At 73.2% G+C, this 15578-nt stretch carries 16 protein-coding genes; 7 read left to right on the top strand and 9 right to left on the bottom strand.

The features are described from left to right. Positions 1-416 precede the first annotated feature (416 nt). A complete protein-coding gene (locus ACFWNV_RS26990; RefSeq protein ID WP_383952002.1) occupies positions 417-1208 on the bottom strand; it encodes a nuclease-related domain-containing protein in 792 nt (263 codons plus the stop codon). Positions 1209-1429: 221 nt separating this feature from the next. On the opposite strand from ACFWNV_RS26990, the gene ACFWNV_RS26985 reads away from it, so the two are divergent. The 3 genes from ACFWNV_RS26985 to ACFWNV_RS26975 all read left to right on the top strand — a co-directional run bounded on the left by ACFWNV_RS26985 (position 1430) and on the right by ACFWNV_RS26975 (position 4284). Next, positions 1430-2068, top strand: coding sequence for a hypothetical protein (locus tag ACFWNV_RS26985; RefSeq protein WP_383952000.1), 639 nt, complete (start codon positions 1430-1432; stop codon positions 2066-2068). A gap of 120 nt (positions 2069-2188) precedes the next feature. Further along, entirely contained in the window at positions 2189-3034 is an 846-nt protein-coding gene (locus ACFWNV_RS26980) for a hypothetical protein (protein WP_383951998.1), read from the top strand. Beyond that, complete coding sequence (locus tag ACFWNV_RS26975; protein ID WP_383951996.1) at positions 3031-4284, top strand: histidine kinase dimerization/phospho-acceptor domain-containing protein; 1254 nt, start codon at positions 3031-3033, stop codon at positions 4282-4284. The genes ACFWNV_RS26980 and ACFWNV_RS26975 overlap by 4 nt, the downstream gene beginning before the upstream one ends. 28 nt (positions 4285-4312) lie before the next feature. Here the strand turns inward: ACFWNV_RS26975 and ACFWNV_RS26970 are convergent, their stop codons facing one another. From ACFWNV_RS26970 to ACFWNV_RS26960, 3 genes are all read right to left on the bottom strand, one after another. Further along, positions 4313-4588: a hypothetical protein gene (locus tag ACFWNV_RS26970; protein WP_383951994.1), complete on the bottom strand. Its 276-nt coding sequence runs from the start codon at positions 4586-4588 to the stop codon at positions 4313-4315. Between the two features lie 95 nt (positions 4589-4683). Then, complete coding sequence (locus tag ACFWNV_RS26965; RefSeq protein ID WP_383951992.1) at positions 4684-5400, bottom strand: TetR/AcrR family transcriptional regulator; 717 nt, start codon at positions 5398-5400, stop codon at positions 4684-4686. Positions 5401-5455: 55 nt separating this feature from the next. Continuing rightward, complete coding sequence (locus tag ACFWNV_RS26960; protein ID WP_383951990.1) at positions 5456-6385, bottom strand: diiron oxygenase; 930 nt, start codon at positions 6383-6385, stop codon at positions 5456-5458. Positions 6386-6561: 176 nt separating this feature from the next. Between ACFWNV_RS26960 and ACFWNV_RS26955 the strand changes: the two genes are divergently transcribed. After that, complete coding sequence (locus tag ACFWNV_RS26955; RefSeq protein WP_383951988.1) at positions 6562-7674, top strand: ferritin-like domain-containing protein; 1113 nt, start codon at positions 6562-6564, stop codon at positions 7672-7674. A gap of 120 nt (positions 7675-7794) precedes the next feature. On the opposite strand, the gene ACFWNV_RS26950 is transcribed toward ACFWNV_RS26955, so the two are convergent. Together ACFWNV_RS26950 and ACFWNV_RS26945 are read right to left on the bottom strand one after the other, a co-directional pair. Then, entirely contained in the window at positions 7795-9270 is a 1476-nt protein-coding gene (locus ACFWNV_RS26950; protein ID WP_383951986.1) for a penicillin-binding transpeptidase domain-containing protein, read from the bottom strand. Then, positions 9267-10637: an FtsW/RodA/SpoVE family cell cycle protein gene (locus ACFWNV_RS26945; protein WP_383951984.1), complete on the bottom strand. Its 1371-nt coding sequence runs from the start codon at positions 10635-10637 to the stop codon at positions 9267-9269. The genes ACFWNV_RS26950 and ACFWNV_RS26945 overlap by 4 nt, the downstream gene beginning before the upstream one ends. A gap of 110 nt (positions 10638-10747) precedes the next feature. On the opposite strand from ACFWNV_RS26945, the gene ACFWNV_RS26940 reads away from it, so the two are divergent. Further along, positions 10748-11137 (top strand): DUF6325 family protein, encoded by a 390-nt coding sequence (locus ACFWNV_RS26940; protein WP_266881121.1) that lies wholly within the window; start codon positions 10748-10750, stop codon positions 11135-11137. After that, positions 11137-11556: an SHOCT domain-containing protein gene (locus tag ACFWNV_RS26935; protein WP_383951982.1), complete on the top strand. Its 420-nt coding sequence runs from the start codon at positions 11137-11139 to the stop codon at positions 11554-11556. Before ACFWNV_RS26940 ends, ACFWNV_RS26935 begins: the two co-directional genes overlap by 1 nt. A 24-nt stretch (positions 11557-11580) precedes the next feature. Here the strand turns inward: ACFWNV_RS26935 and ACFWNV_RS26930 are convergent, their stop codons facing one another. Beyond that, on the bottom strand, positions 11581-12261 hold the full coding sequence (locus ACFWNV_RS26930; RefSeq protein WP_383951980.1) for a hypothetical protein: 681 nt from the start codon (positions 12259-12261) through the stop codon (positions 11581-11583). Beyond that, positions 12258-12902, bottom strand: coding sequence for an RNA polymerase sigma factor (locus ACFWNV_RS26925; protein WP_383951978.1), 645 nt, complete (start codon positions 12900-12902; stop codon positions 12258-12260). Before ACFWNV_RS26925 ends, ACFWNV_RS26930 begins: the two co-directional genes overlap by 4 nt. A gap of 190 nt (positions 12903-13092) precedes the next feature. Here ACFWNV_RS26925 and ACFWNV_RS26920 point away from each other — a divergent pair, with 190 nt between their 5' ends. After that, positions 13093-14367, top strand: a complete 1275-nt coding sequence (locus ACFWNV_RS26920) for an NlpC/P60 family protein (RefSeq protein WP_383951976.1) — start codon at positions 13093-13095, stop codon at positions 14365-14367. On the opposite strand, the gene ACFWNV_RS26915 is transcribed toward ACFWNV_RS26920, so the two are convergent. Then, positions 14328-15578 carry a styrene monooxygenase/indole monooxygenase family protein gene (locus ACFWNV_RS26915; RefSeq protein WP_383951974.1) on the bottom strand — a complete coding sequence of 417 codons (1251 nt, stop codon included), beginning with the start codon at positions 15576-15578 and terminating at the stop codon, positions 14328-14330. The two genes, ACFWNV_RS26920 and ACFWNV_RS26915, sit on opposite strands and share 40 nt — an antisense overlap.

Below are 15578 nucleotides of genomic sequence, written 5' to 3'. Positions count from 1 at the left end.
GCCCGGACCTGGTCCGCAAGCGCCGGACGGGCTGGGGGTGTCCCCGGGCGCTGCCCGGACCTGGTCCGCAAGCGCCGGACGGGCTGGGGGTGTCCCCGGGCCAGTCCGGGCCCGGTCCTCAAGCCCCGGACGGGCTGGGGGTGTCCCCGGGCCAGTCCGGGCGCGGTCCTCAAGCGCCTGACGGGCTGGGGGTGTCCCCGGGCCAGTCCGGGCCCGGTCCTCAAGCGCCTGACGGGCTGGGGGTGTCCCCGGGCCAGTCCGGGCGCGGTCCTCAAGCGCCGGATGGGCTGGAAGGGGTCCCGGGCTGCGCCCGGACCCCTCGGGGCTCCGCCCCGGACCCCGGTCCTCAAACGCCGGACGGCTGCAATGGCTGCGCCCGGGCCACCCAGGGCACAACCGCCCCGGGCCCGCTGCGCCTAGTGCCAGGTTCGGCGGTCTCTGGCTTTGGTGTGGAGGGCTTCTACGTCTGGGGGTTTGAGGGTGGTGGGGGTGCTGGTGAGGAAGGTCGATGTCGTGGCCGGGGTGAGGATGCGGACGTCGCGGAGGGTGGGGGCCACCTCCAGGCGGATCGCGTCGACCACGGCCAGGACCGGGGTCACCGGGGTGGCGAGGGCGCGGGTGGCGTGCGCCGCCGCGCGGCGGGTTTCGCGGGGGTCCGGGGTGGGGTCGGCGCGGCCCACCGTGAGGAGGAGGTCGCCGATCACCGCGCGCTGGCGGCGGCCCTGGACCGTGCGGATGCAGAAGACGCCGGGCGGGCCGATGAGCAGGTGGTCCACGGTGGGGTGGATCGAGTGCAGGACCTTCCAGTCCTCCGTCTCCCCCAGGGCGTCGAGGACGTCTCCCATCCGCTGCCGCACCGTGAGCTCCTGACGGAGCCGGTGCCGGGCGCGGGTGCCCGCGGTGCCGTACGTGAGGGCTCCCAGCTGGGCCTCCCCCGGGCGGTTGGGGGCCAGGTCCTCGTCGGGCGGGAGGGACAGGCGGAGCAGGTCCTCGGCCGTGGGGACGGGTGGCGGGCCGATGGCCACGGTTCCGGTGAGGTAGGGGCGTAACGCCGTCAGGATCTCCTCGCGGCGCTCGTCCGCCAGCACGCTGATCCGGTTGGCCCGCCGGTCGTACCAGGCCACGGCCCTGCCGTCGGGCAGGTTCACGTACAGCCGGCCGCGGCCCGGCCGGCCGCTCGGCAGTACCTTCAGTCCCCTCGAAGCCATCGTCCTCACCCCCGCCGTCCATGGGAGCAGCCCGGGCGCCCCGCGGCAATCCCCCGGTGGGGTCGGGCCGCGGTACGTGTCGCGGGGCCCGTGGCGTGTAACGACTCCGCCGGGTCGCTGAGGCATGGCTGTTACAGAAGCAACGGGTTACCGCAACGGCCGCTGCATACGTTTATCCCACCTGGACATCCCAGCGCCTGACCTGCACCGAAGGACCTCCCGTGAACACCGTGAGCCGCAGCCGCCGCACTCTCGTACGCGCCGCCGCCGTGGCTGTGGGTGCCGGCACCCTGCTGGCGCTGCCCACGGCGGTCGCGCTCGCCGACGGGGTGCCGTCGACTTCCTCCGTGCAGGGTGCCTCCGTGCAGGGCGTGATCGCCCCGCGGACCCTGGTCAAGACCCTGTCGCTCGCCGACGGCGTGTCCACCGCGCACGTGTACCGCATGGCCAAGGGCGCCTACCAGGCCGATGTCCTGAACCCCGACGGGTCCACGGCCGCCACCCTGACCAGCCGTGACGGCAGCACCGGCTTCGCCGACGCCGGGGGGATGCACCTCGCGCTGCGGTCCGACGGCCGGCTCAGTTCCTGGGCCGGGCCCGCGAGTGGGAGTGGGAGTGGTTCGGGGGATTCCGGTGCCGCACGTGCGGGCGGGCACAAGACCGCCAGCCGCGACGGGCGGGTCGTCCCCGTCTCGGCGCCGTCCCGCCCCGGCGGCACGGTCGAGGCGCTGGGCCTGAGCACGCTGGCCGACGGCCCGGGCGACGGCATGCTGCTGCTCGCCGCGGGCGGCGGCATAGCGGCGGTCGGCGCCGCCGGGCTGGGCTTCGCGATGCTGCGCCGCGGGCGTACGGACGCGTAGGCGGCGCTCTCCCCGCCCCGTCGGGCACCGGGGTCCCGCGGGCCCGGACTCGCGGGCAGAAACGATGCGGCTCTGCCTACTGTGGACGGGCACATGCTCATGGGAGAGGAGGGCCGACGGGTGGGCGACGCAGCACTCGGATCCGCTCCCTCCTCCGGTTCCGGTTCCGGACCTCGGAGCCTCCAGCGGCGCCGGCGCCTCCGGGCCGTTCTGCCGGCCCTCCTGCTGCTGCCGCTGGCGGGCGCCTGCGGTGACACCGGCGGGCTGGCCGGCGCCGGGGCGACCCCGACCGCGAGCGGGCCCGTACATCTGTGGCCGGGGCGTGCGGGGGCCGTCGTACCGCCCGCGGATCCGGGAGGTGCGCCGCCCGAGTACGTACCGGGGATCGCGCCCGTGCAGGACCAGAACGTGCACGCGATCGACCCGGCGACCCTGGTGCAGGCCGAGCTGCGGGCGCACCCGAACGTGCAGACCGGCCCCGACGGGATGCCGCCCGAGACCGTCGCCGCGATCAAGGAGTGCGGGGCGGACGGGGCCGATCCGAAGAAGTGTCCGGTGCTGACGCCGTACTACCGGGACCTCACCGGCAACGGCAAGGACGAGCTGATCGTCGGCATCGAGTACCCGGAGCAGCAGATGTCCGTGCGCGTGTACACCGCGGACGCCGAGGGCCGGCTCAACCGGATCATGGCCACCACCGACACCGTCATCAGCGTCGAGCTGGCCGGACGGGACGTGATCCTGCGCGTCCCCAGCGGCAACGCCGGCTACGAGGTGAACACCACCTGGTCCTGGGACGAGACGCAGCGCTCGATGCTGCCGACGTGGGAGCAGATCGTCCGGGTGCCCGGCAGCACCGGTCCGGGCCGGGCGCCGGGCCCGTCCCCGAGTCCGAGTCCGAGTCCGGGCGCGGGAAAAGCCTCGGGAGCGACCTCGGGAACGGCCTCGCCGGGGGCCTCGCGGTGAGGCTCCGGCTGCCGTCGTGGACGGCGACGCTGACCTGGAAGTCGGCGTGCTTCATCGTGCTGATGTGCTGCTCGCTCGCCGCGGTGCTGGGTGTGCTCGTGCACGTGGAGGTGACCCGGCAGACCGTCGCGACGGCCCGCGAGAAGGCCCTCGGCAAGCTGAACGACGCCTCGCGCGCCTACGAGGCCGGCGAGGTGCTGCCGCCGGAGTCCGGGCTGGACCCGGCCGGGCTCCCGGACCAGCTGCGCGCGCTGGCCCTGTCCGGGCAGCGCGGGACGCTCGTGGCCCGGTTCGGGGACCGGCAGCTGATGTGGGCGGCGGCTCCGGCCGACGGCAAGGCGCTGGCCACGGCCGTCGACTACGGGCAGAGCGCGCGGACGATCTCCGGGCTGGACAACGCGATCATCGGCTCCTCGGTGCTGGCCATCGGCGGGACGCTGCTGGTGGGCGCCTTCGCCGTGACGCGGGTGACGCGACGGCTGCACCAGACGGCGACGGTGGCCCGCCGGATCACCCAGGGCGACCTGGACGCCCGGGTCGGGGACCCGCGCACGAAGGACTCCTCGCGGCACCAGGACGAGGTGGCGACGGTGGCGGCGGCCCTGGACACGATGGCGGGCAGCCTGCAGACCAGGCTCCAGCGGGAGCAGCGGTTCACGGCGGACGTGGCGCACGAGCTGCGCACCCCGCTGACCGGTCTGCAGGCGGCGTCGGAACTGCTGCCCGAGGGACGGGCGACGGAGCTGGTGCAGGAGCGGGTGCGCACGATGCGGCAGCTGACGGAGGACCTGCTGGAGATCTCCCGGCTCGACTCGGGCAGCGAGGTGGTGGAGACGGACCTGCACCAGCTCGGGCGCCTCGCGCGGCGGGTGGTGCGGGCGTCGGGGACCGGTACCGAGGTGGTCGTGGTGCGGGACGCGCACGTGGAGACGGACCGGCGGCGCCTGGAGCGGGTGCTGGGCAACCTGGTCGCCAATGCCCACAAGCACGGGCGGGCGCCGGTGGTGATGACGGTGGACGGGCCGGTGGTGACCGTACGGGACCACGGCGACGGCTACCCCGAGTACCTCGTGTCCCACGGGCCCCAGCGGTTCCGTACCGGGGACGGAAGCAAGGGGCACGGGCTGGGGCTGACCATCGCGGTGGGACAGGCCGAGGTCATCGGGGCAGGGCTGGTGTTCCGGCAGGCGGCGGACGCGGGGGGCGGGGCGGAGGCCGTACTGACCCTGGTCGAGGCCCGGCTGCCGTGAGGCCCCGCCGGCCGGTCACACCGGCCGGTCACACCGCCGGCGGGGTCGGCTTCGTCCAGGGCCAGCGGAGCTTCGGCTTCTGGCCGTCCGGGGCGTAGACGTACTTCCAGCCCTTCTGGAGGCCCAGGCGCTTGGAGTACCCCGCCGGGACCCGCTCGTAGAGCAGCACCGTGGGGGCGCCGCCGTCCGGGGCCGGGACCGGGATCTCGTACCACTTGGACGGGTGGCCGGTCGGGCCGAGGAGGATCGGCAGGCTCCGGCCGTCCATCGGACCGCCCTCGAAGGGGGTGGGTTGGCTTCTCACCCCTCCAGTCTCACAGCTTTTCGGACGTCACAGCTTTTCGGACGTCACAGCTGTTCAGGGGTCACAGCTGTTCAGGGGTCACAGCTGTTCAAGGGTCACAGCAGGTGGGCCGCCTCGGAGACCACCGGGATCACCCGGCGGGCCAGTACCCCCACCGGGCCGTCCGCCGATTCGAGCGCGAGGGCGGCGCGGGCCGCCGCGGCCGTCTCCGGATCGGTGGCGGCCGTGGCCGTGAGGAGGGCGATGAACTGGTCCACCAGCCAGTCCCGGAGCGAGTCGATCTCGGGCTGCTTCCCCTCGTCGATCCAGATCAGCGAGGCCGCCTCGACCGCCGTGATCCACGTGCGCACCATCATGCGCAGCCGCGGGCCGGGGGCCGGTACGCCGAGGTGGAAGAGGATCGCCTCGGCCGCCGCCCGGCGGATGCCGTCGACGGTGGCGGTGGTGCGGGAGGTTTCGACCACGCTGCCGCCCTGGAGGAGGGCGGCGAAGCCGGCGTCGTGTTCGTCGACGAAGGCGAGGTACCGGTCCAGGGCCCGGGAGAGCCGCTGGGTCAGGGGGCCGGCCTGGGGTTCGGCGAAGCAGAGCCGCAGGACGTCGGCGGCCGAGCCGAGGGCGGCCTCGTAGAGCTGCTGCTTGCCGCCGGGGAAGTAGCGGTAGACGAGGGGGCGCGAGACTCCGGCGGCCTCGGCCACGTCGTCCAGCGAGACCTCCTCCGGCGCCCGGTGTGCGAACAACGTCAGGGCCGCGTCGAGGAGCTGGGCCCGGCGCTCCTCGACGCTCAACCTGCGGTACGCCCGTACGGCTGTCATGTCCGCAGGGTAGCCCCACCCCGCGGCCCTGGGGTGAGGGGTGTTCAGGCGGGGTTCAGGCGAGGAGGCCCGAGCTCTTCCAGAGCTTGCGGCCGACTCCGCGCATCACGCCTATGTCGTCGAGGAAGTCGGTGAGCCGCTTGGCCCCGGTCTGCATGACCTCCCGGCGGTGGCCGCTGGCCTTGACCTGGGCGAGCGCCTCGTGCCGGTCGAGGCCGATGTTGTCGTAGACGTGGGGGTTCACGAAGGCCTGGGAGAAGACGCGGGCGGCCTGGCCGCAGCTCACGCGGGTGAGTTCCTGCTCCCAGCGCGGGGCGGTGAGCATCTGGCGGCGCAGTTCCTCGCGGGCGTAGCGGACGTGGCGCGCCTCTTCGATGACGTGGATGCGGGTGACTCCGCGGACGAGGGGCTGGACGCGCTCGTCCGGGAAGGTCAGGCGCTGCATCCAGTCGAGGACCTCCTCGCCGAGGAGGGTGCAGGCGAAGGAGCCGGGGGTGGTGGAGATGGTCTTCAGGATGCGGGCGAGGTTGTGGTTGGAGCGGGAGACCGGGTACGCGGGGGCGCCGCCCGTTTTGATCATGCGGGCGAACATCATGGAGTGGCGGCACTCGTCGGCGATCTCGGTGAGCGCGTACCGGACGTGGTTGCTGGTCAGGGACTTGTCGTAGACGTGCCGGACCAGGAGCTGCATGAGGATGATCTCGAACCAGATGCCGAGCGAGCCGAGCGCGGCCGCCTCGTGGCGGGAGAGTTCGATGCGCTGCTCCTCGCCCATCTTCTTCCAGAGCGGGGTGTCGAAGAGGGAGAGCAGCTCGGGCGGCCAGTAGTACTTGCCGTCGATGGGCGGGGCGTCCCAGTCGAGTTCCTTGTCCGGGTCGAAGGAGTGCTTCGCCGAGGATTCGAGCAGCCGCTCGGCGATCTGCTCGCGGTCCTTGAGCAGGCCGAGGGCGTCGCGCAGCTCGGCTCGTTCGGTCACGGTGGTCATGGCTTCGGACACCTCTGCGTCGAGTTACCGGCGGTCACTCCTTATGAGACTGCCTGTCAGCAAGACCGTCAATCCCCCGCGCACGACTTGTTGACCGCGCGTCTACCAACGTGTGACGCTGCCAACTGTCCAGCCCCGTACGGAAGTACGCGACTACGTGAGGCGAGGGGGCGTCAGTGTCGACGCACGAGCTCTACACCAACGATCCGGGCGAGACCGTCTGGCCGGTCCCCGCATCCGGCAATGCCCGTTTCAGCTGGGAGTACGACGGCGGCCGCGAGCGGCTGCTGGCCCTGTACCAGAAGGGCAAGGACAAGCAGTGGGACGGCGCCAAGCGCATCGACTGGTCCATCGAGGTGGATCCGTACGATCCCCTGGGCACCCCGGACGAGGCGCTTCCGCTGCACGGCACCCGGCACTGGGCCAAGCTCACGGAACGGGACCGGGGCGAGCTGCGCCGGCACTACAGCGCATGGAACTTCAGCCAGTTCCTGCACGGCGAGCAGGGCGCGATGGTGTGCGCGGCGCGCATCGTCGAATCGGTACCGGACCTCGACGCGAAGTTCTACTCCGCCACCCAGACCATGGACGAGGCCCGGCACGCGGAGATCTTCGGGCGCTTCCTCCACGAGAAGATCGGGATGCTCTACCCGATCAACGACAGCCTCCAGGGACTGCTCGGCGACACCCTGCGCGACTCCCGCTGGGACATGCCGTACCTGGGCATGCAGGTACTCATCGAGGGGCTGGCGCTGGCCGCCTTCGGGATGATCCGCGACACCACGAACAAGCCGCTGCCCAAACAGATCCTGGCCTACGTGATGCAGGACGAGGCCCGCCACGTGGCGTTCGGGCGGATGGCCCTGCGCGACTACTACAAGCAGTTGTCGGACGCCGAGCTGCGCGAGCGCGAGGAGTTCGTGATCGAGGGCTGCTACCTGATGCGGGACCGGCTGCGCGGGGTGGAGGTGCTGGAGAACTTCGGCATCTCGCGCGCGGAGGCGGAGGAGTTCAGCGAGCGGTCGGAGTTCCTGGCGCTCTTCCGCAAGCTGCTGTTCAGCCGGATCGTGCCGTGCGTGAAGGACATCGGGCTGTGGGGCGAGCGGCTGCAGAAGGCGTACCTGGACATGGGCGTCTTCGAGATGGGGAACTCCAACCTGGACCTGCTGATGAGCCAGGACGAGGAGATCGCCGAGGCCCTCGACCGGGAGCGGTTCGCGGCCGAGGAGGAAGAGCGGGTGGCGGAGGTGGCGGAGGCCATCACGGAGGGCGCGGGCACGGGCGCCTAGAGCGGCGGGCGGCACGGGATACCCCGGGCGGCCGGATCGGTGGCCGGGGCAGCCCCTGCCGGGCCGGGCCGACGGGCCGGCTGACAGACCCTGCCGACAGACCCGGCCGACGGCCCTGGTTCAGGGGGCGGACCGCGCGGGCGTGGACAGTGCCGCCTCCATCACCGCGCGGGCGATCGGTGCGGCCGCGCCGTTGCCGCTGATGTCCCCGCGGACGGCCGACGCGTCCTCGACGACCACCGCGACCGCCACGGCCGGGGGCCGGCCGCCCGCCGGCTTGGCCCAGGAGATGAACCAGGCGTACGGGGTGCCCGCGTTGCCGACGCCGTGCTGGGCCGTGCCGGTCTTGCCGCCGACCACCGCGCCGGGGATCGCCGCGTTGCGGCCGGTGCCGTTCTCGACCACCTTCACCATGAGCTCCTGCATCCGCATCGCGGTCAGCGGGGTCATGGCCCGGCCGAGGCTGTGCTGGTCGGCGCGGCGGACCGGGTCCCCGTCGTCCTGGGTCGTGCGGTCCACCAGGTAGGGGGCCTTGAGCTCGCCGCCGTTGGCGACTGCCGCCGCCACCATCGCCATCTGGAGCGGGGTGGCCTTGGTGTTGAACTGTCCGATCGAGGACAGGGCCAGCTGGTCGGGGCTCATGTCGGTGTCGAAGTTCGACCGTGACACCCAGGCCGGCACCCGCAGCCGCGCGTCGTTGAAGCCGAACCGCCGCGCCGCCTCCGTCATCCCGCGCAGCCCGACCTGTACGCCGATCTTCGCCATCACCGTGTTGCACGACCACTGCACCGCGTCCGCCATCGAGGCGTCGGCGCAGCCCGTACCGGCGTTCGGCAGCAGGGTGCTGGTGCCGGGCAGCGGGTACGGGTCCGGGGTCTCGGTCGGCGCGTCCACGTCGGTGACCACGCCCGCGTCGAGGGCGGCGGCGGCCGTCACGATCTTGAACGTGGAGCCGGGCGGATACGTCTCGCGCAGCGCCCGGTTGAGCATCGGCTTGGCGGGGTCGGCGTTGAGCTTCTCCCAGGCCGCCTTGACCTGCGGCCCCGTGCCGGAGAGCAGCGCCGGGTCGTAGGAGGGGCTGCTGACCAGGGCGAGGATCCTGCCCGTGGCCGGCTCGACGGCGGCGACGGCGCCCCGCTTGCCCGCGAGCCCGGTGTACGCGGCCAGCTGCATGTTCGCCCGGATGGTGGTGGCGGCGTTGCCGCCGCCCGGGCGGCCGCGGGAGAGCTCGTACCAGAGCGGGAAGGCCGAGAGCCCGGGGTCGGTGCCGGAGAGGACGGGGTCCTCGGCGCGTTCCAGGAAGCTGGTCCCGTAGGTCTGGGAGGCGAAGCCGGTGACGGGCGCGTAGAGCGGTCCGTTCTTGTACGTGCGCTCGTAGCGCAGCAGTTGGCGGCTGTCCCGGGAGCCGGTGACGGGGCGGCCGTCGACGATGATGTCCCCGCGCGGTTCCGCGTAGCGCTCGATGGCGGGGCGTTTGTTGGCCGGGTTCGCGCCGTAGCCCGCGGCCTCCCAGACCTGCACGCGGGTGACGTTGACCAGCAGGGCGACGAGCAGCAGGGCGCAGAAGTACGCGCACCAGCGGATGTAGCGGATCACGCGTCGGCCTCCTCGGCCGGTCCGGGTCTGCGGGCGCTGTCGCTGAGCCGGACGAGGAGGGCGACGATGATCCAGTTGGTGACCACGGAGGAGCCGCCCTGGGCGAGGAAGGGCATGGCCATGCCGGTCAGCGGGATCAGGCCGGTGACTCCGCCGGCGATGACGAACACCTGGAGCGCGACGATCGAGGCGAGTCCGGTGGCGAGGAGCCGCCCGAAGGGGTCGCGCAGCGCCAGCCCGGCGCGGAAGCCGCGGGCGACGAGGAGCCCGTAGAGGAGCAGGATTGCGGTGAGGCCGACGAGGCCGAGCTCCTCCCCGGCGGTGGCGAGGATGAAGTCGGACTTGGCGGCGAAGCCGATGAGGAAGGACTGGCCGTGGCCGAGCCCGGCGCCGAGCAGCCCACCGGCCCCGAAGGCGAAGAGGGACTGGGCGAGCTGGCCGGGGCCGTCGCCGCGTTCGATGGAGGCGAAAGGATTCAGCCAGTCGTCCACGCGGCCGTGCACGTGCGGCTCGAACGTCCCGACCGCGTACGCGCCCACGGCCGACAGCAGCAGCCCGATCGCGATCCAGCCGATCCGGCCGGTGGCCGTGAACAGCATGATCACGAAGAGGCCGAAGAAGAGCAGCGAGGTCCCGAGGTCGCGCTCCAGGACGAGCACGCCGACGGAGAGCAGCCAGATGGCCAGGATCGGGCCGAGGACCCGGCCGGGCAGCAGCCTCAGCTTCCAGAAGAGGGTGCGCCCGGTGAGCGCCAGGGCGGTGCGGTTCGCCGCCAGGTAGGAGGCGAAGAAGACGGCGAGCAGGATCTTGGCGAACTCCCCCGGCTGGAAGGAGAGCCCGGCGAACCGGATCCAGATGTGCGCCCCGTTCACCGCCGGGAAGAAGACGGGCACCAGCATCAGCACGAGTGCGACGGCGACGGACAGGTACGCGTACTTCTGCAGCACCCGGTGGTCGCGCAGCAGCGCGACGGCGAGCACGAAGAGCACCACCCCGAGTGCGGACCAGCGCAGTTGCTCACCGGCGGTGGCGTTGCCGGGGGTGGTGACGTCGAGGCGCTGGATGAGGACGAGGCCGAGGCCGTTGAGCAGGACGGCGATCGGGAGCAGCAGCGGATCGGCGTACGGGGCGTACAGGCGGACGGCCAGGTGGGCGACGAGCGCGGCCATGGCGAGGCCGGCGGCGTAGTGGGCGGCGGGTGCGGGGATGCGGCCGGTGGTGGCGAGCCCCACGTAGAGGTGGCCGAGGACGGCGATCAGGACGGCGCCGAAGAGCAGCGACAGCTCGACTCCGCGACGCTTGGGCGCACGGGCGTCGGGTGGCGGTGGCGGGGCGGGTTCCGTCACCTTCGCCGTCAGAGCGGTCATACGGGGAAACGTAGCAAGGAGCCGGGCCGTATGTCCGCTTATGTCATAGTGTGCCGAAGAGTCGTCAGAACTGGTCGGAAGCGAAGTAACAGATCAGGAGTCTCCTTCTCATGGGACCTGCGGAGTTCATCGTCCTGGCCTTTCCGGAAGAACAGCTGCGGGTCGCGGCGGTCGAGGCGGTGATGGGGCTGCGCAAGGCCGGGGTCGTGCGGCTGATCGACGGGCTGGTGGCCACCAAGACCGCGGGCGGCGAGGTGCTGTCGGCGGAGTTCGACGAGTTCGTCGAACTCCGGGGCCTGCTCGCCCACCGCGAGGCGGCCCCGCTGATCGGCCCCGAGGACGTCAGGGAATCGGCCGAACTGATGGACCGCGGCAGCTGCGCCCTCCTCCTGGTCGTCGAGCACGTGTGGGCCGAGGACGCCGCCATCGCCGTCCGTGCGGCGGGCGGCCGGATCGCGGGAGCGGTCCGCCTCCCGGCCGACCGGCTGGGGGTGGCCTGATGTTCATCCGCCCCATCGGTTCCGTCGTGAACCCGTCCGTGCGCCCCTCGGGCCACCCCCTGCTGCGCGGGATCCTGGCGCGCGGGGCCTACGTCTGGGACACGGCCCAGCGCCCGGCGGCAGTCGCGTCCCCGCAGCCCCGGGACGGCACGCCCCCGGCCGCCGCGGCCCCCGGCCCGACCGCCGCGCATCCCGGCCCGGCCGCCACGCATCCCGGACCTGCCCCCTCGCCCCCGGCGGCCCCCTCCGACCGCCGGGAGCCCGCGGCCACCCGCCCGGCTCCCCACTCCGGCCCGGGACCGGCCTCCCCCGGGGCCGATCTGACGGACCGCCTGACCCAACTGGCCGCCCTGGCCCGCGAGGGCCTGCTCACCCCGGAGGAGTTCTCCGCGGCCAAGGCCCGCCTGCTGTCCGGCTGACCCCGGGCCGAGCGGCCCGGGCGACTACTTCTGGGCGCCCCCTCCCGCCCCCTTCCGGGGGGCGTCCATGTCGATCGTCGGGGCGTCGGTGATGGTGAAGTCCGGTACGCAGGACGGCACCCGCTCCGTGGGTATCGAGCCGGCGCCCACATAGGTGAGCCGGGGCCGCACCGGATCCACGAGCACCAGGGTGTGCCCCGCGGGGAGCGTCCTCGCATTGATCGTCAGGACGAGACCCCCGCCCCCACCCTTCCTGAAGCCGAAGAGCTGCTCCTGGGACTCGCCCACGATCACGCCGCGTTCGTCCGTGATCAGGCCCACGGGCCCGTCGAAGCCGCCCGCCACCATGGGGCACTCCGCCTCCGGCTTCTCGGGAACCACGGCCACGGGTATGCCCAGTGCCCGGAGCTCCCGCTCCACGCCGGAGATTCCCTCGGGGTTGTACAGATCGACGACGATGGTGCCGTCATCGCTCCTGCTCACGGCGTACGCAGCCGAACCACCCCCCTGGTCCCCCATGACCGGCAGGGCGATCAGGCCGGCGGCCACCACGGCCGCCAGCCCGACCGCGAGGGGTATGCGCAGGCGCCGGACAGCCGAGCGGGCGACGAGCTCCGGCTCTCCGCCGGACTCCGCCCGGTCCGCGGCTATCGCCACGAGCTCCGCCTTCAGTCGCTCCTCGAACGCCGTGGGCCTGGTGCTCATCGTGCTACCTCCAACCGCTGTGCCGGGGCAGGGACGGCGGGGTCCGCCGGGGTTCTCAGCGCGCGCCGCGCGCGGTGCAGGCGGACCCGGATCGTGGCCTGGGTGACGCCGAGGGCCTGGGCGGCCTCGGCCGGTGTGAGGCCGTCGATGAAGACCAGGTCGAGCGCGGCCCGCAGCGGCTCCGACAGGGCGGCATGCCGCTCGGCCAGGTCACGGAAGGCCCGCTGTGCGTCTATCCGCTCCTCCAGGGCCGCCACGTCCTGGTCGTCGAGCAGCCTGCGTCCGCTGAGCCGTTGCAGCGCTCCGCGCTCGCGGGCGCCCGCACGGGCGTGGCTCGCCAGCACGTTGCGCGCGATGCCGTAGAGCCAGGCGATCGGCACGCCCTTGTCGGGCCGGTAGCCGGCCACGTCCTTCAGTGCGGCGAGGAAGATGTCGGCCGTCAGGTCCGCCGCCAGGTGCGGGTTGGTGACCCGCCGGGTGACGAACCCGAGCACGGCGTCGATGTGCTCCTCGTAGAACGCTCCGAACCCCTCCGGCGTCCGGAGGTCCGGTGGCCCGGCCCCCGCCCACCCGGAGTCCTTCCCCCTGCTCCCCGTCCTCGCGGTGCCCGCCCCCGCGCGGTCCTCGTGTGCGCTGTCCACCCCGGCCCCTCCCCTGGTCTCCGGGACCCCGTCGGCCCCTCACCCCCTACTTGGCAAAAGCCGCATCAAGCGTTTCATCGGGCCCGGCCGACGGCCGTAGGCCGACCGGGTGAGCAGGGCGGCACGGCCGCCCCGGCTGGGCGATTTGTCATACCGCGCATGGCAGCATCGGCCGCCAGGAGGTGACCCCATGTCACGACGACGCAGACGTCGGCTGCTTCGCGCCGCGTGCCTCGCCGCAGCCCTCGTCACGGCCGGCCCGCTCCCCGTCACCCACGCCGAGCCCACCACCCCCGGCGTCCCCGCGGCCCCGGAAGCACCCGCCGCACCGGACACCCCGGACACTCCCGCGACCTCTGACGCCCTCGCAGCCCCCGCCTCCCCCGCCGAACCCGTCGGCGTGCTCCTCACCCGCCTCCAGGGCCTCTACCAGCGCGCCGAGCAGGCCTCCGAGGCCTACAACGCCGCCGAGACCGCCCTCACCGGCCGCCAGCGCGAGGAGCGCCGGCTCAGCACCGAGCTCGGCAGGGCCCGTACCGCCGTCACGGACGCCCAGGCCACCACCGGCCGGCTGGCGCGCGAGCAGTACAAGGGAGCCCGCGGGTTCTCCCCGTACGCCCGGATGCTGTTCGCCGGGGACCCCCAGGGGGCCCTGGACCAGCGCCGGGTCGCGGAGCACGAGGGCGCCCGGCGGGCCGCCGCGCTGGAGCGGCTCACCAAGGGCGAGAAGCACGCCGACGCCCTCGCCACCGCCGCCCGCAAGGCCCTGGACTCCGAGCAGAAGCTGGCCGCGGAGACCAAGGGGCGCAAGGAGGAGGCCGCCGCGCAGCTCAAGGAGGTCGAGCGGATGCTGGCCTCGCTCAGCCCCGCCCAGCTCACCGAGCTGGAGACGCGCGAGGCCGAGGACACCGCCACGGCGCAGCGGGAGCTGGTCGGTTCGGGGAAGCTGGGGAGCCCCGGAGCGCAGTCGCGCCGTCCCACCGCGGCCGGCGGCACGGCCCTCACGTACGCGGCGGCGCAGATCGGGAAGCCGTACGTCTGGGGCGCCGAGGGGCCGGCTTCCTTCGACTGTTCCGGGCTGACCTCGCAGGCCTGGGCGCACGCGGGCCGCGAGATCCCCCGGACGAGTCAGGAGCAGTGGGCCCGGCTGCCCCGGGTGCCGCTCGACGAACTGCGCCCCGGGGACCTGGTGGTGTACTTCCCGACCGCCACCCACGTGGCCCTGTACGTCGGCGACGGCAAGGTCATCCAGGCGCCCCGGCCGGGCGCGCGGGTGAAGGTCTCGCCGATCGCGGCGAATCCGCTGCTCGGCGCGGTGCGGCCGGACCCGGACGGGGCGCCGCTGTCCGCCTTCACCCCGCCGCCGCTGCCCGAGCCGGGCGGGTCCGAGCCGGGCGGGTCCGCGGAGGCGGGGGACGATGCGGGTTACTCCGGCGAGACCGGGCCCGCGACGTCGGCGAGGTAGTCCGCCGCGTCCTCGGGGTCGTAGAAGTACGCGTCGAAGTCGGCCGGGTTGTCGAAGCCGTTGGCGAAACGATCCGCCACCGGCTGGAGCTGCCCGGCCGCACCGATCAGGTTCAGCACGTGCTCCGGCGGGACCCCGAGCATCGCGTTCGTCCACTGGGTGGCGGGCTTGCCGCTGGTGAACCAGTACTTGTCGAAGGTCGCCTTCATCCACGCCTCGTCGAACGGCTTGTCCCCGTGCATGAGGATCGAGGAGAGGTACGAGGCCGCGCACTTGGCGGCGGAGTTCGAACCCTGCCCGGTGATCGGGTCGTTGGCGACGACCACGTCCGCCACGCCCAGCACCAGCCCGCCGCCGGGCAGCCGGCCGACGGGGTTGCGGACGACGGGGGCGTACCGCCCGGCGAGCGTGGCGCCCGCGTCCGTCAGCTCCACCTTCGTCGCCCGCGCGTACTCCCAGGGAGTGAACTTCTCCATGAGTTCCAGCGTCAGCGCGAGGTGGTCCGCCGGGTTCTTGACCCCGCCGAAGACGTCCAGCGGTCCGCCCGGGATCCCCTCCCAGAACAGGATGTCGGCCCGCCCGGAGGTGGTCAGCGTCGGCATCACGAACAGCTCGCCGGCGCCCGGGACCAGATTGCAGCGCACGGCCTCCGTCTCCGGGTGCTCGGGGCGCGGAGCCAGCCCGTGCACGTACGACACGGCGAGCGCGCGCTGCGGGGCGTCGTACGGGGAGCGGGCCGCGTCCCGCCCGAACAGCGAGACCAGCTCGCCCTTGCCGGCCGCGACCAGCACCAGGTCGTAGGTGCGGGAGAAGAAGTCCAGGTCGGAGACGGAGGCCCCGTGGATGACCAGCTGGCCGCCGCGCTGCGCGAAGGTGTCGAGCCAGCCGGCCATCTTCACGCGCTGGTCGACGGACTGGGCGAAGCCCTTCAGCCGGCCGAGCCAGTCGACGGCGCGGCTGCTGTCGGGGGCGGAGACCGAGACGCCCAGGCCCTCGATCTTCGGCGCCTGCTGCTCCCAGAAGTTCAGCCCGAGGTCCCGCTCGTGCTGGAGCGCCGTGTCGAACATGACTTGCGTGGACATGACCCGACCGGTGCGGATCTCGTCCGCCGTCCGGTTGGACATGAGGGTGACCTCGTACCCCTTCGCCTGGAGTCCGAGGGCGAGCTGGAGGCCGGACTGGCCGGCGCCGACGACGAGTATCTTGCGCAT

This window comes from Streptomyces sp. NPDC058401, assembly GCF_042722885.1.
In the GTDB taxonomy this organism is placed as follows: domain Bacteria; phylum Actinomycetota; class Actinomycetes; order Streptomycetales; family Streptomycetaceae; genus Streptomyces.
This window is presented reverse-complemented; position numbering and strand designations above follow the sequence as displayed.